Origin of the sequence: Ornithinimicrobium avium, from assembly GCF_003351765.1 — a bacterium.
Lineage (GTDB): Bacteria > Actinomycetota > Actinomycetes > Actinomycetales > Dermatophilaceae > Ornithinicoccus > Ornithinicoccus avius.
In genome coordinates this window covers 3119150-3141006 of sequence record NZ_CP031229.1, presented here as the reverse complement: position 1 = coordinate 3141006, position 21857 = coordinate 3119150, and the positions used below count along the sequence as shown (strand labels likewise).

Here is a 21857-nt window from a genome sequence, read left to right as displayed (position 1 = left end):
GACGGCTCAGAAGGGCAGCGGCCGCACGTCCGAACGGTCCCACTCCGGCGCGATGCCGGCGAAGTCCAGGACCCGGTCGAGAAGCCCCGCGGTGAAACCCCAGACCAGCAGGCCGTCCACGTCCCAGGCGGGTCCGACGAAGCCGCTGGGGTGACGGACCACGAACCGGTGCGCGGGATCGACGAGCCAGTCGACCGACGGCCGGACGACCCGGGCCACCTCGGCCGGCTCCTTGGCCCACAGCTCGCCGGGCTGCGGCTCGCGCCACCACCCCAGCACCGGTGTCACGTCGTAGCCGCTCACCGGGATGTGCAGGGTGGGCAGCTCGCCGAGGATCCGCACTCCCCCGGGCTCCAGCCCGACCTCCTCCCACGCCTCGCGCAGCGCGGTGTCGGCGGGCCGGGCGTCGCCGTCCTCGGTGCCGCCGCCGGGGAAGGCGGGCTGCCCGGCGTGCGAGCGCATGTCGTGCGCGCGCTCGGTGATGACCACCGTCGTCTCCGCGGGGTTCTGCGGCCCGGGCGCGAAGAGCATGAGCACCGCCGACTGCCGCCGACCCCCCTCGGGCGGGGGCAGGAAGCGGCTGAACCGTTCCCCACCGATCGTGGGGACCGTCTCGGCGAGGGCGGCGAGCCAGGAGGGTGCGCGGTATGCGGTCACGGCCGCGGTCCCGTGCGCAGCAGCTTCTCCGCGCGGGCCGGGTCGGTCTCGCCGATCCCGTAGGACGGGCAGAGCCGGGCCACCGGGCACGCGCCGCAGGCCGGAGTGCGGGCGTGGCAGGTGCGGCGGCCGTGGAAGATGACGACGTGGGAGAGCTGGGTCCACTCCTTGCGGGGGAAGAGCCCGCCGACGGCGTGCTCGACCTTGACGGGGTCTTCTTCGGCCGTCCAGCCGAAGCGGCGCGCCAGCCGGCCGAAGTGGGTGTCGACCGTGATGCCGGGCACGTCGAAGGCGTTGCCCAGGACCACGTTGGCCGTCTTGCGGCCCACGCCGGGAAGGGTGACGAGGTCCTTCAGACGGCCCGGGACCTCTCCGTCGTAGCGCTCGACCAGCGCTGCGGCGAGCCTGAGCAGGCTGTCGGTCTTGGCCCGGAAGAAGCCGGTCGGTTGGATGATCGTCTCCACCTCGGTGCGGTCCGCCCCCGCCAGCGCCGCAGCGTCGGGAAAGCGGGCGAAGAGCGTGGGCGTCACCCCGTTGACCCGGACGTCGGTGGTCTGCGCCGACAGGACGGTGGCCACGAGCAGCTGGTAGGCGTCGGTGAAGTCCAGCTCGGCGCGGGCGTCGGGGTAGCGCTCGGCGAGCACCCTGTACATCCGCCGGGCGCGGCGGGTCAGCGCCAGCGGCGTCTCCTCGGTCCTCGTCCCGCCCCCGGTCTTATTCTCCACGTCGCTGCCGGTCACCCGCCCAGCCTAGACGTGACCCGCGACACACCCGCCGCCGCCCGGCCGGGGCGGGAAGTGGCACTATGGGCTTCGTGGACCGCCAAGTCGTGATGAAGGCTCCGCTGTTCTCCGCGCTCGACGAGGAGTCGGCGCGAGGACTCCTGGACTCCATGACGCCGCACCGCCTCGCCCGGGGCGAGTCGGTCTTCCACGAGGGCGATCCGGGCGACTCGCTCTACGTCATCCTCACCGGAAAGGTCAAGCTCGCCCGCAGCTCGGCCGACGGCCGGGAGAGCCTGCTGGCGGTGCTCGGCCCGGGGGAGATGTTCGGCGAGCTGAGCCTCTTCGACCCCGGCCCCCGCCTGAGCACCGGTCACGTGGTCTCCACGACCGAGCTGGTCTCGCTGGGCAACGACGCGCTGCGCCTCTTCCTGGCCGACCACCCCGAGGTGGCCATGCAGATGCTCGCCGGGCTTGCGCACCGGCTGCGCCGCACCAACGAGGGCCTGTCCGACCTGGTCTTCACCGACGTCCCCGGCCGCGTGGCCAAGGCGCTGCTCGACCTGTCGGACCGCTTCGGCCGACGCAGCGAGGAGGGCCTGCACGTCGCCCACGAGCTGACCCAGGAGGAGCTGGCGCAGCTGGTCGGCGCGAGCCGGGAGACGGTCAACAAGGCGCTCGCTGACTTCGCCCACCGGGGCTGGGTCACGCTCGGCGCCAAGTCGGTCACGCTGCTGGACCTCGAGCGCCTGCACCGGCGCGCGCGCTGATCGGCTGCGCCCTCTCCACCCTTCGGGGGCCTGGGCTCAGAGACGTCCGAGGTAGTCGAGCTGGGCCAGGACGCTGAGCCTGGCGGCCGGCCACACCGCGTGCGGCACGTCGGCGTAGACCGCCTCCACGACCCGGTCGGCGAGGTCGCGTCCGTCCGGGGCGGGTCGCCCCGCCGTCGGGCCCTCGAGCTCGAGCAGCGCGGCCCGGACCTGGTCCAGACGCTCGTGACGGTGGGTCCAGTAGTGCTCCACCGTCCCGGCCGCGTCCGGCACGCCCGGCCCGTGGCCCGGCGCGATGCTGGCCATCGCGCCGGACCCGCCGAGCCGGCGCAGCCGCTCCAGGGACTCCAGGTATGAGGTGAGGTCGCCGTCCGGGTAGGCCACCACCGTGGTCCCCCGGCCCAGGACCGTGTCACCGGTGAGGAGCACCTGCTCGGCGGGCAGCAGGAAGGAGATCGAGTCCCCGGTGTGACCAGGCGTGGGGACGACGACCAGCTCCAGGCCGCCGACGGCCAGCACCTCGCCGTCGGCGAGGTCGTCGTGGCCCCCGCCGACGGCCCGCACGGGGGCGCCGGTCAGCTCCGCCCACCGGCCGGCCGACTCGGCGTGGTCGTCGTGGTGGTGGGTGAGCAGGGTGAGGGCGACGCGCGCGTCCTGCCCGGCGACGTGGTCGAGCACCGCACGCAGGTGGTCCTCGTCCAGCGGCCCGGAGTCGACGACGACCACCTGGCTGCTGCCGGGCTCGGCCAGCACCCAGGTGTTGGTGCCCTCCAGGGTCATCGGCGAGGGGTTGGGGCAGAGCACGCAGTGTGCCCGCTCCCCCCACGCTCCGCCCTGCCAGGAGGGGTCCGCGGCGGCGAGCGGCTTCATACCCCTGCGACCTGCGCGGGACAGCGCATCCACAGGGCACCGTCGCGCTCGACGGGCCAGGGCTGGATCCGCACGACCGGCGGGACTCCGGCGAGCCAGGAGTCCAGGTCCTCGACCGCGGCGAGCTGCTCGAGCATCACCTGGGTCGGCGGCAGCAGCAGCTCGCGACCCTCGCGCTGGGCGACGAGGACGGCCCCCGGCCTTGCCCAGGCGACCCGCTCGGCCTCGGTGGTCAGGTTCGCGGCCCGCTGCCCCTGGGGCAGCCGGGCGGCGAAGAACCGGGTGTCGTAGCGCCGTGGCTCGCACACCGGTGTCGTCCAGTGCCCGCGCAGGGAGAGCAGGTCGCTGCGCAGCACCAGGCCCAGGCGTGTGAGGAGCTCGCCGAACCCCTGCTCCCGGCCCAGCACCCGGAGTCGCTCCACCTCCCAGGACCGGTCGGTCAGGTCCGCGACCACCTCCTCGGGGCTCGGACCGGCGAGCAGCACCCCGCACTCCTCGAAGACCTCGCGCGCGGCGGCGCCCACCAGCTCGCGGGCCACCGCCTCGTCGGTGCCCAGACGCCGCGCCCACGCCTGCGGGGTCGGACCGGCCCACGGCACGTCCGGGTCGGCGTCACGGGGGTCGACGCCGCCCCCGGGGAAGGCCACCATGCCCGGCGCGAAGGGCATCGAGGAGGCCCTGCGCAGCACGAAGACCTCCACGCCGGCCCCGCCGTCGGACCTGTCGCGCAGGATCATCACCGTCGACGACGGCCTGGGCACGGCCGCGCGGCGCTCGGGCTCGGCCGTGGCCAGCCAGGCCCGCGTCTGCTCCTCGACGACCGGCGGCATGGCGAAGTCGCGGACCGGCCCCTCGACCACGCCCAGGTCGACCACGACGACGTCAGTCGCGGACGGCGACGGTGATCTCGACCTCGACCGGGGTGTCCATCGGCAGGGCCGCCACGCCGACCGCCGACCGGGCGTGCACACCCGCGTCGCCGAAAGCCGTGCCGAGGAGCTCGGAAGCACCGTTGACGACGCCGGGCTGCCCGGTGAAGGCCGGGTCGCTGGCCACGAAGCCGACGACCTTGACCACCCGCACGACCTTCTCCAGGTCGCCGACGACGGACTTCACCGCCGCGATGGCGTTGAGGGCGCACAGCTCGGCCATCTTCTTGGCCTCGTCCGGCGACACCAGGCCCTCACCCTCGCCGACCTTGCCGGTCGCCGGCAGCTTGCCGTCGACGAAGGGCAGCTGGCCGGAGGTGAAGACCATGTCGCCGTGCTGCACGGCGGGGACGTAGGCGGCCACCGGCGCGGCCACCTCGGGGACGGTGTGGCCCAGCTCGGAGAGCCGCTGCTCGACTGTGCTCATCAGGGTCAGCCCTTCTGCCGCTTGAGGTAGGCGACCGGGTTGGTGCCGTCCGGGCCGGGGATGACCTGGACCAGCTCCCAGCCGTCCTCGCCCCACTGGTCGAGGATCTGCTTGGTCGCATGGATGATGAGGGGGACCGTGGAGTACTCCCACTGCGCGTTGCTCATGCGCCCGACACTACCGCTCACCCGGGCGCCGCCACCGGCGTGGTAGGACTTCCCCCGTGAGCCCCGACCGCGGCATCCTCGACCGGCCCGGCCCGGAGCCGGACGCGACCCTGGCCTACGGCGGGCGGCCCGCGCAGCTGGTCGACCTCTACACCGCTGCGCGCCGGACGCCGCGCGCCTGGGTCGTGCTCGTGCACGGCGGCTTCTGGCGCGCCGAGTGGGACCGCGCCCACCTGCGCCCGCTGGCGGGAGCGCTGCGCGCCCGGGGGTATGGGGTCGCGCTCGTCGAGTACGCCCGCTCCGGGATGCCCGGAGGCGGGTGGCCGGGGACCTTCGACGACGTGGCCGCGGCGCTGCTGACGGTGCGGCGGCACGTGGGTGGCGCCGTGCCGGTGGTCCTCGTCGGGCACTCCGCCGGGGGTCACCTCTCGGTCTGGCTGCTGCACCAGGACGCGGCCTGCCCCGGGACCGACCTGGCCCCCGTCGCCGGGGCGGTGAGCCTCGCCGGCTGCCTCGACCTGTCCCTCGTGGCGGAGCTCGGCCTGGACGACGGAGCGGCGGTCGACCTGATGGGCGGTCCCTCGACCGAGGTGCCCGAGCGCTACGCCGCGGCGGACCCCGCTCTCCTGGGGCGCACCCCATACCCCGTGGTCGTCGTGCACGGGACCGCGGACGAGCAGGTGCCCGAACAGGTCGCCGACTCCTGGTGGGCGGCCGCCGGCACGCCCGGGCGCGACCGGCTGGTGCGGGTGGAGGGCGTCGGGCACTTCCCGCTGATCGACCCGGAGGATCCTGCGCACGGGGTGCTGGTCGCCGGGATCGAGGGCCTGCTGGACCGTCGGTGAGGGCAGTTCCCCAGGAAGTTCCCGTACCGTAGTGGGATGCGCTCTGCCTTGACCGTCGCCAGGGTCACCTCGCTGCTGGGGGTGTTCCTCGCTGTCGCGATGCTGATGGGGGTCATCGGCGCCGGCCTCGTCGCGCCCGTCGTCGGCGCCGCCGGGCTCGCCGCCCGTGAGGGCGTCGGCATGTTCGAGCGACTGCCCGGCGACCTCGACCAGAACCCGCTGGCCCAGCAGTCCAAGATCCTCACCGCCGACGGCCGGGTGCTGGCGACTCCCGCCGAGCAGAACCGCATCATCGTGGAGAGCAAGGACATCTCCCAGAACATGAAGGACGCGCAGGTCGCGATCGAGGACGAGCGCTTCTACCAGCACGGAGGTCTCGACGTCGAGGCTCTTGCCCGCGCGGTCGTCTCCAACGCCACCAGCGAGACCACCCAGGGCGGCTCGACGCTGACCCAGCAGTACATCAAGCTGGCGCTCAAGGACGAGGCGCTCAAGGACCGTGACGAGGAGGCCCTGCGCAAGGTCGAGGCCCGCTCGGGCATGGAGGGCTACGTCCGCAAGCTGCGCGAGCTGAAGTATGCCGTCACCCTCGAGGAGCGCCTCACCAAGGACGAGATCCTCACCGGCTACCTCAACCTGTCCTTCTACGGCGACCACGTCTACGGGGTCGAGGCCGCGGCCCGGCACTACTTCAACGTGCACGCCAAGGACCTGAGCATCGCGCAGTCCGCCACCCTGGCGGGGATCGTCCGCTCCCCCACGGCGACCAACCCGGTGGCGAACGTGGAGCTGGCGACCGGGCGGCGCAACACCGTCCTGGACAAGATGTACGCCCAGGACCTGATCACCGAGAAGGAGTGGAAGAAGGCCAAGGCCAGCAAGATCGAGCTGGACCTGACCGACAGCCAGCGCTCCTGCATCAACTCCCTGAACCCCTACTTCTGCGACTACGTCACCGCCTGGCTGCTGCGTCAGCCCGCCCTCGGCGCCACCGAGGCCGAGCGCGAGGAGAGGCTGAACACCGGCGGCCTGACGGTCACCACGACCCTCGAGTCGGACCTGTCCAAGAAGTTGCGCAAGATCCTGCGCGAGACCACCCCGAAGAACAAGTACAACCTCGGCTCGGCAGCCACGATCATCGAGCCGGGCACCGGCAAGGTGCTGGCCTTCAACCAGTCGAGCCAGTACACCTTCGACGGGTCCGGGGACAAGGTCCGACAGACCTCCGTGGACTGGAACGTCGACTCCGCCTACGGCGGCCCCGGCGGGTTCGAGCTGGGCTCGGTCGCCAAGGCCTACACGGTCGTCACCGCCCTGGAGAAGGGCGTGCCGGTCGAGGCCGAGATCGACCTGCCCACACCCCAACTGGCCGACTCCAAGGGCGTGTGGATCAACAACCCGGCCGACCCGCAGGTGCCGGACGGGCAGACCCACCCCGTCGCCGTGTTCACCAAGGACGACTTCCAGAAGGGCTGCACGATCGGAGAGGACTACTGGACCGTCCGCAACGCCGCCGACGAGAACCACGAGCCCGAGATCAGCCTGCGCAAGGCCACCTCGCTGTCGATCAACACCGCCTTCGCGACGCTGGCCTCCCAGGTCGGCACCTGCGACATCATCGAGACGATGACCCGGATGGGCATGCACGACAGCACCGGTGAGCAGTTCTCCCCGTTCCCGCCGGCGATCGTGCTGGGCGCTGACTACGCCTCGCCGATGACCGTGGCCTCCTCCTACGCCACCTTCGCCGCCGGCGGCGTCTACTGCCCGCCGGTCCCGGTGACCAAGATCGTCGACAGCAACGGCGAGGAGCTCCCGCTCGACCTGCCCGAGTGCGAGCGGGTCATCGACAAGGAGATCGCGCTCGGCGCGGTCGAGCTGCTCAAGGGCGTCGTCAGCCCGGCGGGGTCGGGATGGAAGGCGATCCTCGAGGGCGACCGACCGGCGGGCGGCAAGACCGGCACGAACAACAACTCCAGCCACACCTGGTTCGCCGGCTTCACCAAGCAGCTCTCGATCGCGGTGTTCATCGGCGTCCCGACCGGCGCCCCTGCCGGGGCCGACCGCGAGGACCTGCAGATCGGGGACACCTACGTCGACGGGGTCCTCTATGGCTCATCGCTGGCGGCCCCCACCTGGAAGCGGATCATGGACATGGCGTCCGAGGGCATGCCGATCGAGGACTGGGAGAAGCCCTCCTCGGAGATCCTGAACGGCAAGCGCTTGACGATTCCCTCGGTCATCGGCCTGGACGTCGCGAGCGCCAAGAAGAAGCTCGAGGAGACCGGCCTGACAGCCTCCACCCAGGACGTCTCCTCCGGCCAGGCGGCTGGCACCGTGGTCTACACCACGCCCGGCATCGGCAGCTCGATCCTCACCTCGACGCCGGTGGTGCTCCACGTGTCGACCGGTACCGCGCCCCCGCCCCCACCCCCGGTGGTCACCCAGCCGACGCAGCCGTCCCAACCGCTCCCGCCGTCCCAGCCGCTCCCGCCGTCCCAGCCGCTCCCGCCGTCCCAGCCGTCCCAGCCGTCCCCACCGCCGTCGAACGACGACGAGGCTGCACCACCGCCGTCGGCTCCGCCGACCGCGCCACCGCCCTCTGACGGCGGTGGCGACGAAGGCGGTGGCCGGGGTGGCGGCGGTGGAGACCGTCCACCCAGCCCGCCGGGCGATGACTAAGCCCTGCCCCGCCGGGTGACGGCCGGGGCCTGCCTGCCGGACGAGCGCTGAGCGGCGAGGGACGGGTGCCCGTCAGGCGCCGAGAGCCGTCCGCACCGCGGCGGCCACCCGGCCGCCCTCGGCGCGGCCGGCCACCTTGGCCTGGACGACCTTCATGACCTGGCCCATCGCGGCCAAGCCGGAGACACCGAGCTCGGCGACGGACTCCTGCGCCAGGCGTGCCAGCTCGGCGTCCTCGAGCTGGGCAGGCAGGTAGGCCTCGAGCACCGCCAGCTCGGCCTCCTCCTGCTCGGCGAGCTCGGGACGCGCTGCGCCGATGTAGGCCTCGGCGGCCTCGCGCCGCTTCTTGGCCTCCTTGGCCACGACCTTGAGGACCTCCTCCTCGGTCAGCTCCCGGTGCGCCTTGCCGGCGACCTCCTCGGTCGAGACCGCGGTCAGCGCCATCCGGATCGTGGCCGCCCGCACCCGGTCCCTGGCGCGCATGGCCTCGGTGAGGTCGCTCTGGAGGGTCGCCTTGAGTCCGGCCTGCTGGGGCGTGGTCATGGACGTCAGTCTCTCACCCGGCCGGACGGAGGGCACCGGGTTTGCACAGGTTCCACCTGCGAGGATCAGGACATGGTCGGATCGGTATGGCGTGCGCTCGGCACGGGCGCGGTCCTGGCGGCAGGTGCCGCCGCCTACGCGACGTGGGTGGAGCCGCGACTCTTCGTGCTGCGACGCGTGGACGTGCCCTGCCTGCCGGCCGGGGCGCTGCCGCTACGGATCCTGCACCTGTCCGACCTGCACCTGGTGCCCCGCCAGCGGATGAAGCGGGACTGGGTCGCCGGGCTGGCCGCCCTGCGCCCCGACCTGGTGATCGACACCGGTGACAACCTGGCCGACCCCGAGGCGGTACCGGCACTGCTGGAGTCCTTCGACGGGCTGCTCGGCGTGCCGGGTGCGTTCGTGCTGGGCAGCAACGACTACTTCGGCCCCCGCCCCAGGAACCCGCTGCGCTACTTCGACGACAGCCACCCCAAGCCGGTGCGCACCGGACCGGCGGAGCCCGGGCAGCACGGCCCGGGTCCGGACGTGGCGAACGACCCGCGCCGGCTGCCCACGCAGGACCTGGTGCACGGCCTGACCTCGCGCGGCTGGGTCGACCTCACCAACGCCCGCACCCGCCTGGAGGTGGCCGGGGTGCGGCTGGAGCTCGTGGGCGTCGACGACCCGCACCTGCGCTACGACGACTACCCGTCCGTGGCCGGGCCGGCCGCGACCGACGCCGACCTGACGATCGGGGTGACGCACGCGCCCTACCAGCGGGTGCTCGACGCGATGTCCGCCGACGGTGCCCGGCTGCTGATCGCGGGGCACACCCACGGCGGGCAGCTGCAGGTGCCGTTCTACGGGGCGCTGGTGACCAACTGCGACCTCGACACGGGCAGGGTCGCCGGGTTGTCGCGGTGGTGGCCGGGCGCGGGGCACGCACCGTCGCGCACGGCGCCCGGCGACGCCGCGTGGCTGCACGTCTCGGCCGGGCTGGGCGGCAACCCGTACACGCCGTTCCGGTTCTGCTGCCGGCCCGAGGCCACCCTGCTGACCCTGCTGCCAAGGTCCTGACCCGGCACGGATTCGGTCGCTGCCGCGGGTGTGGGTTATTCTTGCGGTCGCTGCGTACGGCCCCGGCCGTGCGGAGCACAGCCACGGGGTGTGGCGCAGCTTGGTAGCGCGCTTCGTTCGGGACGAAGAGGTCGCAGGTTCAAATCCTGTCACCCCGACCAGATACCGCAGGTTCCTGACCTGCGGTTTTGCCATCCTGGGGTCGCCTAATGGCGTGAAATCGTCGCGTCGGGCATAACTGGGGCACAAGGCCGGGTGATGACAGGAGTGGCCAGGTCGGGACAGGACGAGTCGCTCGTTATGCCCAGCCTGAGTGCGGATCCCCCTGCCCAGATTCGTGCCGTCAGGGTGCTTGCGTCCCCGGTCGCCCCCTCGTCGGTTAAGCCGCTAAACTGAACTTATAGCGACCATCGCGCTGTTCGGTGCGACCGGCAGGACCGGGGGCCGCGTCCTGCACCGTGCTCTCGACGCCGGTCATGCCGTGCGCGAGCTGGTGCGCGACCCTGCGAAGCTGGATCACGAGGGTGACGACCTGAGCGTGATCCGCGGGGACGTCCTCGACCCCGCGTCGGTGGCCCGGGCGGTGTCGGGCGCGGACGTCGTGCTGAGCTTGTTCGGGCAGGTCAAGGGCCCACCCAGGACCCTGCAGACGGACGGCACGCGGATCATCGTGGATGCGATGAGAGCTGCTGGCGTGCGCCGCATCGTGACGCTGTCAGGCGGCGGGCTGCGCGCCCCGCAGGACCGCCCGGGGATGGCCGACCGGGGACGTACAGGACCGTGGCGGCCCAGAGCTGCTCCAGTGGTTCGGTCATGGAGTGTTCCTTTCGGTAGCGGCCGACCGGAGTGGCCCGCCGCGGGATTTACACTGTAAGCACGAGAGGGCGGTGAGTGGTAACTGCTCACCACCGCCCGACGGAGACGCTGAGGCAGGGACGGAGGCTGGTGATGAGTCAGGTGGAGCGGGACGGTCTGGTGCGGGCCGCGCTGGAGCTGATCGATCAGGGCGGGCCGCAGGCGGTGAGCCTGCGGGTGATCGCCGGACAGGCCGGGGTGCCGGTGGAGCAGCTCTACCGGGTGGTCTCGGGTCGGGAGGAGCTGCTGGACGTGGTCGTGGCCGAGCTGGTGTCCCGGATCGAGGGACCGCTGGAGGAGGGGATGGCACGCACCTGGCAGGGGTACCTGCAGGCGCTGGGGCACCGGGTGCGGGAGGTGATGGTGATGCACCCGAGGGCGTTCCCGCTGCTGGTCACCTCACCCCCGGCCGCGCCGTGGCTGCGGCCGCCGCTGCGCTCGTTGATCGTGGTGGAGGACCTGCTGGCACACCTGGTCGGGCACGGGTTCAGCGACGAGGAGGCGGTGCAGGCCTACCAGGGGTTCTCCTCCTTCCTGCTGGGCCACCTGCTGCTGGAGGCTCCCTGCTGGGTGCCAGCACCGGGCCGGTCGAGGTGCCGCTGGACGAGGGCGGCGCGAGCGTGCCGGGCACGCACGAGCATCGCGAGGATGGGCACTTCCCGCACCTGAGGCGGATGCGGGAACGGCTCTCCCGGGACAGCGGCGCAGAGCAGTTCGAGATCGGCCTGGAGGCGCTGATCGACCGGCTGGAGATGCAGCTGGGGCAGTGAGGTTGGGGTGGGCCGGCACCCCGCGACGGAGGGGTATGGGCGGGGTGCCGGCCCTGCTCGATCCGACCTCAGCTGCGCCGGTCGGTGTCCTCGACGACGTCGACCTCCTCGCGGGAGACGTCGGTGGTGACCTCACGCTGTTCGGTCACGCTCTCCCGCTGGATCCCGACCTGCTCGGTCGCCACGACGTCCTTGGCGATCACCGGGCGCTCCTCGTGCACGGCCACCACGACCTCATCCTCGCCCAAGTCCGCCCCGCCGGTGTCCTCCCCCGGTCACAGGCTCGCGCACGATCTCGTACTCCTCACGCTGGACCGGCACGGTCACCGTCTTCTGCTCGGTCACCACGTGCTTGCGCAGCCGGACCCGGCCGGTCTGCACCCGCTCGGTGCCGACGTCGACCCGCTCCTCGTGCAACGTCATCCGCGCGTCATCATCCCCGGGACCGGTGCCGGTGCCGGCCATGCCCCGTAAAGCCTCCCGTCACGGTCGACGTCGCGGTCGCCGGTCCTCGGGCCGCCGCTGACGTCCATCCCGGACGTGTCCAGCCGGTAGTACTCGTACAGGCGGTCCTGCTCCTGCTCGGACAGGTGCTCATCGGCGTCGAAGTTCGGTGCGTCCTTGACGTAGCCCTTCTCGTACGGCACCCGCAGCTGCCCGTTGTCCAGCGAGGCGTCCTGCAGCGGCACGAATGTCTCCTTCGTGCCGAACAACCCGGTCCGCACGGTCACCCACGCCGGGTCACCGCTGCGGTCATCCAGATACACCTGCTCCACACCACCCAGGACGTCGCCGTCTCGGTCGACGACCTCGGCGGCCTCCAGGTCCTGCACCTGCTCCTGCGTGATCCTCATGTGCTTACGCTCCGTCGTTCAACGGGGGAACTGAGACTTACAGCGTAAGCGCACCGGCGGTGCGCGCACCTCGAACCGGCACCGGGTGGTCACGACCTGGGCTGCCCGCCTGCATGGGTCGGCCTAGACTGGCCACGATGGTCGACACCACGCGTGCTCGCACGCGGCGCTCAGGCCGCCGCGAGGTCCGCCCTGCCCTGGCCCGGGACACCATCGTCGACGCGGCCGTGGACCTGATCGACCAGCGCGGCGTGGAAGCCCTGTCGATGCGCAACCTCGGCGCGGTGCTGGGGTATGAGGGGATGTCGTTGTACCGGCACGTGGACGGCAGAGATGATCTGCTGGAGGCGGTCGTCGACCGCCTCACCGACTCCCTGGACCTTCCGAACGAACCACCACCGTGGGAGGAGTACCTCACCGACGTGGCCGCCCAGGTGCGTAAGCTGGCGCTGAAACACCCTCGGCTGTTTCCGCTGGTCGCGACCCGCCACCCCGCCGCGCCCTGGCTGCACCCACCGCTGCGCAGCCTGCGCGTGGTGGAGCACCTGCTGGCGACCCTGCGGGCCCAGGGATGGACACCAGAGGACGCCGTGCACGCCTACCAGGCGTTCTCCAGCTTCTTGCTCGGTTACCTCCTGCTCGAGGTCGCCGCCCAGGGGCAGGGCACCGCCCCTCCCGAGGCCCGCATCGACGAAGGAACCAGCGAGGACGACGCTGCACCGGTGACCGGGCGGGACCGCGAGGTCGATGTGCACGACTACCCCACCATCACCGAGCTACGGCCCGTCCTGGAACGCGCGGACACGACCACGGAGTTCAACGCCGGCCTCAGGGCGTTGCTGCGCCGGCTGTCTCAGCTGGCCCCGGGCTGACCCCGTCACCGCGAGGACGTGGCGGCTACGGCCAGCCCACGCAGCCGCACCGCGACCAGGACGCACATCACGCACCAGGGCAGCAGCGAGGCGACCGACATCACCAAACCGACCACTCCGAACGTCGAGGGGACCAGCATCAACACCCCCGCCGCCAGTGCCCACCACGCCACCGCACGCCCCAGGACCCTGGTGCCCAGCAGCGCGGCCCCTGCCAGCAGGAGAGCGACCCCGTTCAGGACGTAGTAGGTCAGGAACGCCGTCCCCCGCCACGACGCGAGCAGCACCTCACCCGCAGCCTGCAGCGCCGGCCTGTCCGCGGCGGGCGCGGCCCCGTGCACGCGGGCCAGCAGCAGCATCTCCACCGCAGGGTTGGACGCCAGGTAGGCCGCCATCCCCAGCACGACCAGCACACCGACCACCGCGGCAGCGGACCGGGCCCGCCCCCACAGCACCACCACCAGGGCCAGGTAGATCAGCGCCACCAGGACGTTGTTGAGACTGTAGAGCAGGTCAAGGCTGACCAGCCCCAGCACCGGGTCGGCCCTCATCAGCTCGAAGAACCCCGCGACCGTGCCCGGCGGGGGTTGCACCGCGAAGACGACCACCTGCAGCACGATCAGCAGCACCGACCCCAGCGCCGCCACCGCACCGGTCAGCAGCACCCCCCGCCAGGCACCCAGGACCGGCCACGTCTCAAGACCTCCGTCTTCCACGAACAGGAGTCTGGCACGACGGGCAGGACCTGAGCCCATGGCCAGGGTCTTGAGCCTCACGTCACGGGAGCCTCTAGAGTCCCACCCATGGACCACCACTTACCCGCGCCCACCGACGGTGCTCACCCTGCCCTGTCCGCGTTGACCCACCCGGACAAGGACGTGCGCCAGCAGGGTGCGATCGCCCTCGGCCAGCTCGCCGACCCCCGGCTCGCTCCACGGATCGCGGACCTGCTGTGGCAGGAGAGCGACGTCTTCGTGCGCGAGACGCTCACCTGGGTACTCACCCGCACCCCGGCTGCGGCCACCAAGGAGGCAGCAGCCCAGCTGCACAACCCCGACGCCGAGATCCGCCTGCAGGCGCTTCACCTGCTCAGCAAGGTCGCCGACCCGGGCTCGGTCGCGGTCGTCGCGCAGCACATCGACGACCCCGACCCGGCCGTCGCGGACAAGGCCAGATGGGCGCTGGCCCGGATCAAGGACCCCTCGGTCATCCCCCTGCTGGTGGACCGCCTCGGCGCGACAGAACTCACCGTGCGCGACGGGATCACCGCCACCCTGAGCCAGTTCGGAGCCCCGGCGGTGCCCACGGTCGCCGCGGCCCTGGAGCACCAGGCAGCCACAGTGCGCTCCCACGCCGCAGATGTCCTGTGCTTCATCGGCGCACCCGCCGCGCACGAGGCCACCCCCGCACTGACCAACCGCCTGGACGACGACCACCCCGACGTCCGGCTGGCGGCCACCCTCGCCCTGCGCGAACTCACCGACCACCCGCCCGCCCGGGCCACCCTGCACCAGGCCAGCATCAACCATCACGATGCCAGAGTCAGAGCCATCGCAAGAGCAAGCATCTGACGCTCGACGGCCACCCGGTCGCGGACCCTGAACAGACGCCGCAGCTGACGAGCAGCGGGGACTGTCCGCCGAACGGTGTTTGTGGCCTGACACGCCGGCACCGCTGGCAGGGAAGGTCACCTGATGACCGAGAAGGTGCCGCAGGCGGCCCCAGGTCTCATCGACCGGTTCAGGCAGGTAGCAGCGCAGCTGTCCGACCAGCCGGGCGATCAGCACGGCGTCCTTGTCGTCGGTCTTGTCGAACGTCAGGTCCTCGGACTTGCGCGCCCAGGAGGAGATCGTGGGCTGCACGCACACGAACGCCATGCCCCGGTCAGCCGCGAGCTGGCCCAGGATCCGCCACCGGTGCCCGGTCGGCTCACAGGCGACCGTGACGCCGGCGAACCCGTGGCGGGCCCCGTGCTGGCCTGCCCAGTCCAGCGCGGCGCCAAGGTCCCAGGCCTTGCACCGGAAGGTGCGCCGGGCCAGGACGCGGGAGTCGTGGTCGCACACCACGACCATCTGCTTGCGGTCGGCAAGGTCGATGCCCACGATCGCATTCGTGGGCGGGACCGCTTCGCGCAGCCGGGCCAGCCTGGCGTTCCGGTTCCGGTCACCACGCGAGACACCACTACGGTTAGACATTGAACGTCCTCCTGAAGGCGATGGGATACCAAGCCCGACAAGCGCATCAGGAGGACGTTCCTCACGTCCAGACCCCAGCGCTACAACGCCTTCCCATGCCGCCAGGAGGACGCTAGCCTGCGGCGCGTCCGACATTGCCGCGCGTGGTTAGACCACGCGCACATCTATCAGATCCTCGAGTCCGCCGAAATCATCTGGGTTGCGGGTGTACAGCGCAGCGTCATGCGCATGGGCGGTAGCCGCGATCAACAGGTCCATCGTGCGTCGACGGGGTTGACGTCCGGCTTCTACGACTGCGGCCGCGAGGCGGCCGTAACTGGCCGCCACTGTCTCATCTAGCGGTAGAGCATCAAAGCGACGTTGGAGAATGCTCAGGCGCCGCAGGCGTTCGGCACGCACCGCGGCGGACCTGGCAACCAGGACCCCGAAGTGCAGCTCCGCCAGCGTGACAGTGCTGATGGCCAGGACGCCGGGGATGGGCGTGACGTCCTCGGCGATCACCACGCTCGTGTCGAGCAGGCCCCGCTCGTCTGCCGCCGCCTGTTCGGTCACTTCTCTGCCCAGGGGTCGCGAACGGCGTCCTCGACCAGTTCTCGATCAGCCTCCCAGTCTGCATCAGCAGGGCCGGCGAACAGATCCGTGACGTCATCCCAGCGGTGCCAACGGTTCTGCCGAGCTGGCACGAGCCGGGCGCTGGGCCGACCGGACACTGTGATGATGATCTCCTCGCCTCGCTCCACGCGTCGCAGCAGTCCGGAGGCGTCCTGCCTCAGCTCACGAAGCCCAACCGTTTCCATGAATTCATGGTAGCCGATGTGCTACATACCCGCTCGGGCCGAAACCGGTGGCCCTCTTGACGGGGCCGATGTCGACCTTCACGCCGCGGCCTGAGGCGCACGCTCGTCCTCTTCTCAGGTGCCGGGACTGCCTGCTAGCACATGACCAAGACGTCTGGGTCCTCGGTGATGTCTCCGGCTGAGCAGGACTCCTCGCGATTCATGCCGCCGGCGCGCGCTTCTCGCGGAAGGTGCGCAGCGCCTGGGTCCGTTCGGTCTGGCTCAGGACGCCGGCGAACGGGGAGTTTTGACGAAGCTCGCGCGCCCGGGGGCTGGTGCTGAGGATCGTGCCGACCGTCTGTTCAAGTCCCCGGGCGAGGATGCTGTCCCACTCACGGAGGTACTCGACCGTTCGGCCGTCCGCCCGATGCATGGAGCTCCAGCGTCGGATGTTCTCTCGCGCCAGCCCCATGACTTCCTCCGGCCTGGTGAGCAGGTGGGTGAGCATCGCCTGGTGCATCCACATCTGCTTGCGCTGCTCCTCCGTCATCGACTGGGCGTCGAGCAGGGCCTCGACGTCAGAGCGTCTGACTCTGCGGTGCGCCCCCACCCTGATGCTAGGCAGGTCGCCCCGCTCGCACAGGTTGACGACGTGCTGACGCGAGACGCCGAGCGCCTCGGCGACCGCCCCCGTCTTCATCAGCGTGTCGTTCTCCATGTCTCTACTCTAGAGCAAACACCAAAAACACAATAGAACCACCAGGGCGCGTTCAGCCAGCCTTGAAGCCAAGGCGACGTTCACAGGCCGTCGCGACGCGGCGAACCGGCCTCGACCATCGCCGAGAGCGCCTCCGCGATCCTGGCGTCCCTGTCCGCTGCGGCGTGCTGGTAGCGCAGGGCCGCCTTGTGCGTCGAGTGGCCGAGCCGAGCCATGAGCTCAGCCAGCGTCGCTCCCGCCTGCGCCGCGAACACCGCTCCCGTGTGTCGCAGGTCATGCCAGCGCAGGTCCGGACGCCCGGCCGCTGCCCGCGCGGGGTGCCATGCCTTGTTGAGAGTGGACACGGCCAGGTGCTGGGCCGGGTTGCTCTTGGCATGGAACAGCAGCGCGTCCGGTCGCTTGTCCTTCATCGCGTCCAGGTGCGCCTGGATGGCGGGCATGATCGCGGACGGCAGCGTGACGGCGCGGATGCCGGCCTCGCTCTTGGGGTCACCCACGACGAACCGTGGTCGACGACGCGCCGCCACCGTCTCGGGATCCTCACCAGGCAGGCGCACCACGGCGCGGGTCACATGGACGACGTTGCCGGACAGGTCCTTGCGTCGCAGCTCCAAATCCTGTCACCCCGACCATGGCACGAAAGGGCCGTTGACCTGCGGAAACGCTGACTCAGCGGCCCTTCTGACTTCCCGGCCGTGCCTTGACCGTGCCACGGCGCTGGCCGGGAACGACGACCATCCCGATCCAGGCCTGGGCCTCAACGCCAGTGGCGTTCACGGCAAGACCTAGGCCGGTCGGAGCGGGGCGGCGTCCGCTCTTGAGTTGCTGGGAGGCATGTGGTGGACGCGACGATGGGCCACCGTGGTGACGGTGGCCCATCGTCGCTCATGACTGAGTCAGACTCGGCGAAATCAGTTGTCGACCTCGAGCACGCCGCAGACAGCCGGGTCGGTCGCCTCGGCGGGCAGGCTCGCGTCGAGCTCGCTGGCACCCGCGCCGTCGAAGTCGTATGTCCCGTTGCCGTTGTAGTCCACACCGTGGATGACCACAACGCCTTCACCATCACGGATGGCGTCGGCGATCTGCTTCGCGTTTCCGTCGCGGCCGGTGTCGCCGGTGCCGGCGATCCTGGTGACGTTGATGTTGGCGCGGCTGTAGTGGTACGAGCCGCCCTGGGAGACCGGAAAGCGGGTGACGTCCAGGAAGCTGGCGGGTGTGGTGTCACCGGTGGCGGTGAGCGAGACGACGACTGGTCCGTATGCCGGCACGCCTTCGGCGGTGTTGATGCGCCCGTCGCCGTTGGCGTCCAGGTCCAGCCCGGGGCACTCGTTGAGGGCGTCCTCGCCGTAATGGGAGCAATGATCAGAACCTGTGGATGGCCCTCGGCGGGGTGACGTGCAAGTGGCGTACCTCCCGAGCAAGATCTGAAGCCCATGCAAGTTCTGATCGGGGTCGGCGTTGGAGCGCCGGCTCGGGAAGGTACGCCCATGCTCAAGGTAGTCCAGGAGAACATCGAGTCCAACGTCGACGCGACCACGAGCGGTGGGTCGCTGCTGGATGAGATCGTCCGTGACGGTGCTCGGCAGATGCTCGCCGCGGCGTTGCAGGCCGAGGTCGCCGCCTACGTCGAGCGGTACGCCGAGGAGGTCGACGAGCACGGCCACCGGCTCGTGGTCCGCAACGGCTACCACCAACCGCGGGAGGTGAGCACCGCCGCTGGTGCGGTCCCGGTGCGCCAGCCGCGGGTCAACGACCGGCGGGTGGATGAGGCCACCGGTGAGCGCAAGCGGTTCGCCTCGGCGATTCTGCCCGCGTGGGCCCGCAAGAGCCCGCAGCTGGCCGAGGTGCTGCCGTTGCTGTACCTGCACGGCCTGTCCTCCAGCGACTTCGCCCCGGCGCTGACCCAGTTCCTCGGCACCGCCTCGGGGCTGTCGGCCAAGACGATCACCCGGCTGACCGAGCAGTGGCAAGCCGAGGCCGCCGCGTTCAACAAGCGGTCGCTGGCCGGCACCGACTACGTGTACGTGTGGGTCGACGGGATCCACCTCAAGGTCCGCCTCACCCAGGACAAGGTCTGCCTGCTGGTCATGGTCGGCGTCCGCGCCGACGGCACCAAGGAGCTCGTCGCGCTCGAGGACGGGCACCGCGAGTCCACCGAGTCCTGGGCCGACCTGCTGCGCTCGTGCAAGCGCCGCGGCATGGCCGCCCCGGTCCTGGCGGTCGGTGACGGGGCGCTGGGGTTCTGGCGTGCGCTGCGCGACGTCTTCCCCGAGACCGCACAGCAGCGGTGCTGGTGGCACAAGATCGGCAACGTGCTCGCCGCGCTGCCCAAGTCGGTGCACAAGAACGCCAAGGCGGCGCTGGCCGAGATCTACCAGGCGCAGGACCGCGAACACGCCCAGGCCGCGGCGCAGGCGTTCGCGGCCGCCTACGGGACCAAGTGGCCCAAGGCGGCCGCGAAGATCACCGACGACCTCGACGTCCTGCTCGCGTTCTACGACTTCCCGGACGAGCACTGGGTGCACCTGCGCACGACCAACCCCATCGAGTCAACCTTCGCCACCGTCCGGCTCCGTCAGCGGGTCACCAAGGGCCCCGGCTCGCGCGCCGCGGGCATCGCCATGGCGTTCAAGCTCATCGAGTCCGCGCAACGACGCTGGCGCGCGGTCAACGCCCCCCACCTCGTGGCCCTCGTCCGCGCCGGCGCCACCTTCGAGAAGGGCAAGCTCGTAGAACGACCCGAGGAATCAGGAGACCACCAACACGTCGCGTGACACACCGATCCACAGGTCTTGACAATTGCTCCCGTAATGGATGTGCTGGGCGTGCGGGGCGTCCGGCATCAGGCCGTGGGCGTCTACCTCGATGTGCTGGATCTTCTGGTTGCGCACGGTGCCGGGCGGTGCCGGAGGCGCCCGAACTGTTGAGCTCGTGCAGGTCCGCTTCGAGTGTCACGGTCCTGTCGCCACCCTGGCCGGATGGCTGCGGGTGGGCCGAGGCCGACCCGGCCCCGAGTGCCGCTGTGGCGACCACCGCGAGGACCGAGGTGCCGAGGAAGGCCTGCCTGCGTGGATGCATGATGAGCTCCTAGAGGTGTGCGACCAGGGAGACGATCTCAATGGTTGAGCGGTATTCGGAGCCGCTCGCCCATTGGATTGGAACCTCTGACACTTCAGGTGTGGTGCGGTGCGGGCCCCTGCCTCCTGGGTGTTCAGGCCCCCGGCCTGCCGAAGGGCGTAGCACTGACCGACCGCGCTCGTGCCGCACTGGAACGCGACCACGCGATGCATCCGACTCTGCCGCCGTCAGACCGTTCAGGCCGGCTGGCGCCGGAAAGGGTCGTCAGGTCCGCCACAAGCATCCGCGTTGCGGGTGTACACAGCAGCGTCATGCGCATGGGCGCTAGCCGTCTGCTCGGCACCGCTCTGCCCGGGGGTTGCGAACAGTGTCCTACATCAGCTCTGGGCGGTGTCAGGACGAGGCGGCGCTGCGCCGGGCCTGTTCCTGCAGCCAGCCGTCGTAGCTGCCCTCGAGCTCGACGACGTCGAATCCTGCCCGGCGCAGGGCCGCCGAGGCCACCGCGTTGCGCACGCCGCTCTGGCAGAAGGTCACGATCCGCCCCCGGGCCGGCAGCTCGTCCTGGTGCCACAGCACCCTGCCCGCGGACAGCTGCTCGGCGCCGGGGATGGTGCCCGCGGCGTGCTCGCTGCGGTTGCGCACGTCGAGCAGCACCGCGTGCTCCATACCCTCGAGCCCGGCCGGGCAGACCGTGCCCGGCTGCACCAACGGCAGCCCCTCCAGGCTGCTCACGTAGCCCACGACGTCGTCGACGCCGACCCGCACCAGATGGTCCCAGAGGTCCTGGGCCTGGTCCTGCCCGCGGGCCAGCAGGACCAACGGCCGGCTGTCCGTCTCGGGGTCGTAGGCCCAGGCGCCGTAGGTCGCGGCCCTCTCCGGCACCGGCACCGACAACGAGCCGGGCACCGTGCCCGCGTGCACCGCCCCGACGCTCCGGGTGTCCACGAAGGTGACCCGGTCGGCCTCCAGGTCCGCGCGCACGGCCTCGCCCGCCAGCTCGGCCAACGGCGCCCGCCGCCCCAGCACGACCGGACCGGCCAGGTTCTGCCGCTTCATCCGGGCGAAGTAGGCGTGCGCGTCGGGCTGGCCCGCCAGCAGCTCGGCGACGAAACCCTCCTGGTCACCAGCCGCCAGGTAGGGCGCCCACCACGCGTAACGCCGCTCGTAGCCCACCGTCGTCGAGGGCAACGCACCCAGCGCCTTCCCGCACGCCGACCCCGCACCGTGCGCGGGGAAGACCTGGACATGGTCGGGCAGGGTGAGGAACTTCTCCCGCAACGAACCGAAGACCTGCCCGGCACCGGCGAAACGGGTCTCCACCCCACCGGCAGCCTCGTCCAGCAGGTCGGGACGACCCAGGTCACCGGCGAAGACGAAGTCGCCCGAGAGCAGATAGCCCGCCTCCCCCGCGAACGCGCCGTCGGTGACCAGGAAGGACAGGTGCTCGGGCGTGTGCCCGGGAGTGTGCAGCGCCGTGAGGGTCACCTCCCCCACGGTGAGAGCCTCGCCGTCGTGCAGCCGCCTCCCCGCGAAACCGTACTGCCAGTCCGCCCCGCCCTCACCGGAGAGATAGACCTGCGCGCCGGTCGCCGCGGCCAGCTCGCGGGTGCCGGAGAGATAGTCCGCGTGCACGTGCGTCTCGGTCACCGCCACGATCGCCAGCCCGTGCCGCTCGGCCAGACCCAGGTAGACCCCGACGTCGCGCCGAGGATCGACCACCACCGCCTCACCGCTGCCCTGACAACCCACCACATAGCTCGCCTGCGACAGGTCCTCGTCATAGATCCGCTCCAGCAGCATCAGGCGCGCCCAAGGATCCGGTCGAGGACCGAGCGGCGGCCGCCGGCCGTCTCGGCCTCGGTGTGCCCGGCGCAGCGGTCGGCGCGGGCGACGCCGGCCATGACCTGGTCGACGTGCAGGCCGCAACCGGCCCAGGTGGTCTTGCCGCAGGTCCTGCAGGTGGTGCGACGGCACATGTGTGTTCTCCCCGGGGTCAGGGCGATGACGACGATACCCATAGGGGTATCCTGGGCAGGAACATTAATACCTAGGGGGGTATGGCGTCAAG

Annotated in this window: 27 protein-coding genes, 1 tRNA gene and 1 pseudogene; 10 read left to right on the top strand and 19 right to left on the bottom strand. The window is 71.1% G+C overall.

The window, feature by feature from the left end; genetic code table 11:
• Positions 1-6: 6 nt before the first annotated feature.
• Together DV701_RS14320 and nth are read right to left on the bottom strand one after the other, a co-directional pair.
• Positions 7-657 (bottom strand): NUDIX hydrolase, encoded by a 651-nt coding sequence (locus tag DV701_RS14320; RefSeq protein WP_114929211.1) that lies wholly within the window; start codon positions 655-657, stop codon positions 7-9.
• Entirely contained in the window at positions 654-1310 is a 657-nt protein-coding gene (gene nth / locus DV701_RS14315; RefSeq protein WP_114931193.1) for an endonuclease III, read from the bottom strand. The genes DV701_RS14320 and nth overlap by 4 nt, the downstream gene beginning before the upstream one ends.
• Positions 1311-1471: 161 nt before the next feature.
• Between nth and DV701_RS14310 the strand changes: the two genes are divergently transcribed.
• Positions 1472-2149, top strand: coding sequence for a Crp/Fnr family transcriptional regulator (locus DV701_RS14310; protein WP_228255047.1), 678 nt, complete (start codon positions 1472-1474; stop codon positions 2147-2149).
• Between the two features lie 36 nt (positions 2150-2185).
• On the opposite strand, the gene DV701_RS14305 is transcribed toward DV701_RS14310, so the two are convergent.
• The 4 genes from DV701_RS14305 to DV701_RS14290 are packed head-to-tail and all read right to left on the bottom strand — an operon-like array spanning position 2186 to position 4542.
• Positions 2186-3019, bottom strand: coding sequence for an MBL fold metallo-hydrolase (locus DV701_RS14305; RefSeq protein WP_114929207.1), 834 nt, complete (start codon positions 3017-3019; stop codon positions 2186-2188).
• On the bottom strand, positions 3016-3894 hold the full coding sequence (locus tag DV701_RS14300) for an NUDIX hydrolase (protein WP_114929205.1): 879 nt from the start codon (positions 3892-3894) through the stop codon (positions 3016-3018). Before DV701_RS14300 ends, DV701_RS14305 begins: the two co-directional genes overlap by 4 nt.
• A gap of 7 nt (positions 3895-3901) precedes the next feature.
• A complete protein-coding gene (locus DV701_RS14295) occupies positions 3902-4375 on the bottom strand; it encodes a RidA family protein (protein ID WP_114929203.1) in 474 nt (157 codons plus the stop codon).
• A gap of 5 nt (positions 4376-4380) precedes the next feature.
• Positions 4381-4542, bottom strand: a complete 162-nt coding sequence (locus DV701_RS14290; protein WP_114929201.1) for a DUF4177 domain-containing protein — start codon at positions 4540-4542, stop codon at positions 4381-4383.
• 56 nt (positions 4543-4598) lie between these two features.
• Between DV701_RS14290 and DV701_RS14285 the strand changes: the two genes are divergently transcribed.
• Entirely contained in the window at positions 4599-5387 is a 789-nt protein-coding gene (locus DV701_RS14285) for an alpha/beta hydrolase family protein (RefSeq protein WP_114929199.1), read from the top strand.
• 36 nt (positions 5388-5423) lie between these two features.
• Positions 5424-8069: a penicillin-binding protein gene (locus DV701_RS14280; RefSeq protein WP_114929198.1), complete on the top strand. Its 2646-nt coding sequence runs from the start codon at positions 5424-5426 to the stop codon at positions 8067-8069.
• Between the two features lie 72 nt (positions 8070-8141).
• Here the strand turns inward: DV701_RS14280 and DV701_RS14275 are convergent, their stop codons facing one another.
• Entirely contained in the window at positions 8142-8612 is a 471-nt protein-coding gene (locus DV701_RS14275; RefSeq protein ID WP_114929196.1) for a GatB/YqeY domain-containing protein, read from the bottom strand.
• A 72-nt stretch (positions 8613-8684) separates the two neighbouring features.
• Between DV701_RS14275 and DV701_RS14270 the strand changes: the two genes are divergently transcribed.
• From DV701_RS14270 to DV701_RS14255, 4 genes are all read left to right on the top strand, one after another.
• Complete coding sequence (locus DV701_RS14270) at positions 8685-9671, top strand: metallophosphoesterase (RefSeq protein ID WP_114929194.1); 987 nt, start codon at positions 8685-8687, stop codon at positions 9669-9671.
• 84 nt (positions 9672-9755) lie between these two features.
• Positions 9756-9832 (top strand) — tRNA-Pro (locus tag DV701_RS14265).
• A 239-nt stretch (positions 9833-10071) separates the two neighbouring features.
• Positions 10072-10545 carry an NAD(P)-dependent oxidoreductase gene (locus DV701_RS19395; protein WP_114929192.1) on the top strand — a complete coding sequence of 158 codons (474 nt, stop codon included), beginning with the start codon at positions 10072-10074 and terminating at the stop codon, positions 10543-10545.
• A 74-nt stretch (positions 10546-10619) separates the two neighbouring features.
• Positions 10620-11195: a TetR/AcrR family transcriptional regulator gene (locus tag DV701_RS14255; protein WP_114929190.1), complete on the top strand. Its 576-nt coding sequence runs from the start codon at positions 10620-10622 to the stop codon at positions 11193-11195.
• Between the two features lie 169 nt (positions 11196-11364).
• On the opposite strand, the gene DV701_RS19165 is transcribed toward DV701_RS14255, so the two are convergent.
• The 3 genes from DV701_RS19165 to DV701_RS14240 are packed head-to-tail and all read right to left on the bottom strand — an operon-like array spanning position 11365 to position 12150.
• Positions 11365-11526, bottom strand: a complete 162-nt coding sequence (locus DV701_RS19165) for a DUF2382 domain-containing protein (RefSeq protein ID WP_162803058.1) — start codon at positions 11524-11526, stop codon at positions 11365-11367.
• 4 nt (positions 11527-11530) lie between these two features.
• The gene (locus DV701_RS19160) at positions 11531-11719 is read right to left on the bottom strand and encodes a DUF2382 domain-containing protein (protein WP_162803057.1); all 189 of its coding nucleotides are present in this window, start codon (positions 11717-11719) and stop codon (positions 11531-11533) included.
• Positions 11716-12150 (bottom strand): PRC-barrel domain-containing protein, encoded by a 435-nt coding sequence (locus tag DV701_RS14240; protein ID WP_114929186.1) that lies wholly within the window; start codon positions 12148-12150, stop codon positions 11716-11718. The genes DV701_RS19160 and DV701_RS14240 overlap by 4 nt, the downstream gene beginning before the upstream one ends.
• A 137-nt stretch (positions 12151-12287) precedes the next feature.
• Here DV701_RS14240 and DV701_RS14235 point away from each other — a divergent pair, with 137 nt between their 5' ends.
• A complete protein-coding gene (locus DV701_RS14235) occupies positions 12288-13022 on the top strand; it encodes a TetR/AcrR family transcriptional regulator (protein ID WP_162803056.1) in 735 nt (244 codons plus the stop codon).
• A 5-nt stretch (positions 13023-13027) separates the two neighbouring features.
• Here DV701_RS14235 and DV701_RS14230 read toward each other — a convergent pair whose 3' ends face one another.
• Positions 13028-13738: a hypothetical protein gene (locus DV701_RS14230; protein WP_162803055.1), complete on the bottom strand. Its 711-nt coding sequence runs from the start codon at positions 13736-13738 to the stop codon at positions 13028-13030.
• Between the two features lie 87 nt (positions 13739-13825).
• On the opposite strand from DV701_RS14230, the gene DV701_RS14225 reads away from it, so the two are divergent.
• Positions 13826-14593: a HEAT repeat domain-containing protein gene (locus DV701_RS14225; RefSeq protein WP_114929180.1), complete on the top strand. Its 768-nt coding sequence runs from the start codon at positions 13826-13828 to the stop codon at positions 14591-14593.
• Positions 14594-14773: 180 nt separating this feature from the next.
• On the opposite strand, the pseudogene DV701_RS19390 reads toward DV701_RS14225, so the two are convergent.
• From DV701_RS19390 to DV701_RS14195, 6 genes and pseudogenes are all read right to left on the bottom strand, one after another.
• A pseudogene (locus DV701_RS19390) lies at positions 14774-15094 on the bottom strand (IS110 family transposase); the annotation flags it as partial.
• Positions 15095-15364: 270 nt separating this feature from the next.
• Complete coding sequence (locus tag DV701_RS14215; RefSeq protein ID WP_114929178.1) at positions 15365-15769, bottom strand: type II toxin-antitoxin system VapC family toxin; 405 nt, start codon at positions 15767-15769, stop codon at positions 15365-15367.
• Positions 15766-16014: a type II toxin-antitoxin system Phd/YefM family antitoxin gene (locus DV701_RS14210; protein ID WP_114929177.1), complete on the bottom strand. Its 249-nt coding sequence runs from the start codon at positions 16012-16014 to the stop codon at positions 15766-15768. The genes DV701_RS14215 and DV701_RS14210 overlap by 4 nt, the downstream gene beginning before the upstream one ends.
• A 199-nt stretch (positions 16015-16213) precedes the next feature.
• Entirely contained in the window at positions 16214-16711 is a 498-nt protein-coding gene (locus DV701_RS14205) for a helix-turn-helix domain-containing protein (RefSeq protein WP_114929176.1), read from the bottom strand.
• An 80-nt stretch (positions 16712-16791) separates the two neighbouring features.
• A complete protein-coding gene (locus DV701_RS14200) occupies positions 16792-17325 on the bottom strand; it encodes a tyrosine-type recombinase/integrase (RefSeq protein WP_114929175.1) in 534 nt (177 codons plus the stop codon).
• A gap of 297 nt (positions 17326-17622) precedes the next feature.
• On the bottom strand, positions 17623-17979 hold the full coding sequence (locus tag DV701_RS14195; protein ID WP_114929174.1) for a hypothetical protein: 357 nt from the start codon (positions 17977-17979) through the stop codon (positions 17623-17625).
• Positions 17980-18198: 219 nt separating this feature from the next.
• On the opposite strand from DV701_RS14195, the gene DV701_RS14190 reads away from it, so the two are divergent.
• On the top strand, positions 18199-19485 hold the full coding sequence (locus DV701_RS14190) for an IS256 family transposase (RefSeq protein ID WP_114929173.1): 1287 nt from the start codon (positions 18199-18201) through the stop codon (positions 19483-19485).
• A 697-nt stretch (positions 19486-20182) separates the two neighbouring features.
• On the opposite strand, the gene DV701_RS14185 is transcribed toward DV701_RS14190, so the two are convergent.
• Both DV701_RS14185 and DV701_RS18320 read right to left on the bottom strand, forming a co-directional pair.
• Positions 20183-21589, bottom strand: a complete 1407-nt coding sequence (locus DV701_RS14185; protein ID WP_114929172.1) for an MBL fold metallo-hydrolase — start codon at positions 21587-21589, stop codon at positions 20183-20185.
• Positions 21589-21807 carry a hypothetical protein gene (locus DV701_RS18320; protein WP_162802725.1) on the bottom strand — a complete coding sequence of 73 codons (219 nt, stop codon included), beginning with the start codon at positions 21805-21807 and terminating at the stop codon, positions 21589-21591. Before DV701_RS18320 ends, DV701_RS14185 begins: the two co-directional genes overlap by 1 nt.
• Positions 21808-21857: the final 50 nt, after the last annotated feature.

What these genes read in the sequence shown, in the direction of transcription:
- DV701_RS14210 (WP_114929177.1), bottom strand. Translation starts at nt 16,014, where the DNA reads ATGGAAACGGTTGGGCTTCGTGAGCTGAGGCAGGACGCCTCCGGACTG.
- DV701_RS18320 (WP_162802725.1), bottom strand. Translation starts at nt 21,807, where the DNA reads ATGGGTATCGTCGTCATCGCCCTGACCCCGGGGAGAACACACATGTGC.
- nth (WP_114931193.1), bottom strand. Translation starts at nt 1,310, where the DNA reads ATGTACAGGGTGCTCGCCGAGCGCTACCCCGACGCCCGCGCCGAGCTG.
- DV701_RS14275 (WP_114929196.1), bottom strand. Translation starts at nt 8,612, where the DNA reads ATGACCACGCCCCAGCAGGCCGGACTCAAGGCGACCCTCCAGAGCGAC.
- DV701_RS14185 (WP_114929172.1), bottom strand. Translation starts at nt 21,589, where the DNA reads ATGCTGCTGGAGCGGATCTATGACGAGGACCTGTCGCAGGCGAGCTAT.
- DV701_RS14305 (WP_114929207.1), bottom strand. Translation starts at nt 3,019, where the DNA reads ATGAAGCCGCTCGCCGCCGCGGACCCCTCCTGGCAGGGCGGAGCGTGG.
- DV701_RS14270 (WP_114929194.1), top strand. Translation starts at nt 8,685, where the DNA reads ATGGTCGGATCGGTATGGCGTGCGCTCGGCACGGGCGCGGTCCTGGCG.
- DV701_RS14235 (WP_162803056.1), top strand. Translation starts at nt 12,288, where the DNA reads ATGGTCGACACCACGCGTGCTCGCACGCGGCGCTCAGGCCGCCGCGAG.
- DV701_RS14295 (WP_114929203.1), bottom strand. Translation starts at nt 4,375, where the DNA reads ATGAGCACAGTCGAGCAGCGGCTCTCCGAGCTGGGCCACACCGTCCCC.
- DV701_RS14290 (WP_114929201.1), bottom strand. Translation starts at nt 4,542, where the DNA reads ATGAGCAACGCGCAGTGGGAGTACTCCACGGTCCCCCTCATCATCCAT.
- DV701_RS14255 (WP_114929190.1), top strand. Translation starts at nt 10,620, where the DNA reads ATGAGTCAGGTGGAGCGGGACGGTCTGGTGCGGGCCGCGCTGGAGCTG.
- DV701_RS14280 (WP_114929198.1), top strand. Translation starts at nt 5,424, where the DNA reads ATGCGCTCTGCCTTGACCGTCGCCAGGGTCACCTCGCTGCTGGGGGTG.
- DV701_RS14190 (WP_114929173.1), top strand. Translation starts at nt 18,199, where the DNA reads ATGCTCAAGGTAGTCCAGGAGAACATCGAGTCCAACGTCGACGCGACC.
- DV701_RS14205 (WP_114929176.1), bottom strand. Translation starts at nt 16,711, where the DNA reads ATGGAGAACGACACGCTGATGAAGACGGGGGCGGTCGCCGAGGCGCTC.
- DV701_RS14225 (WP_114929180.1), top strand. Translation starts at nt 13,826, where the DNA reads ATGGACCACCACTTACCCGCGCCCACCGACGGTGCTCACCCTGCCCTG.
- DV701_RS14240 (WP_114929186.1), bottom strand. Translation starts at nt 12,150, where the DNA reads ATGAGGATCACGCAGGAGCAGGTGCAGGACCTGGAGGCCGCCGAGGTC.
- DV701_RS19160 (WP_162803057.1), bottom strand. Translation starts at nt 11,719, where the DNA reads ATGACGTTGCACGAGGAGCGGGTCGACGTCGGCACCGAGCGGGTGCAG.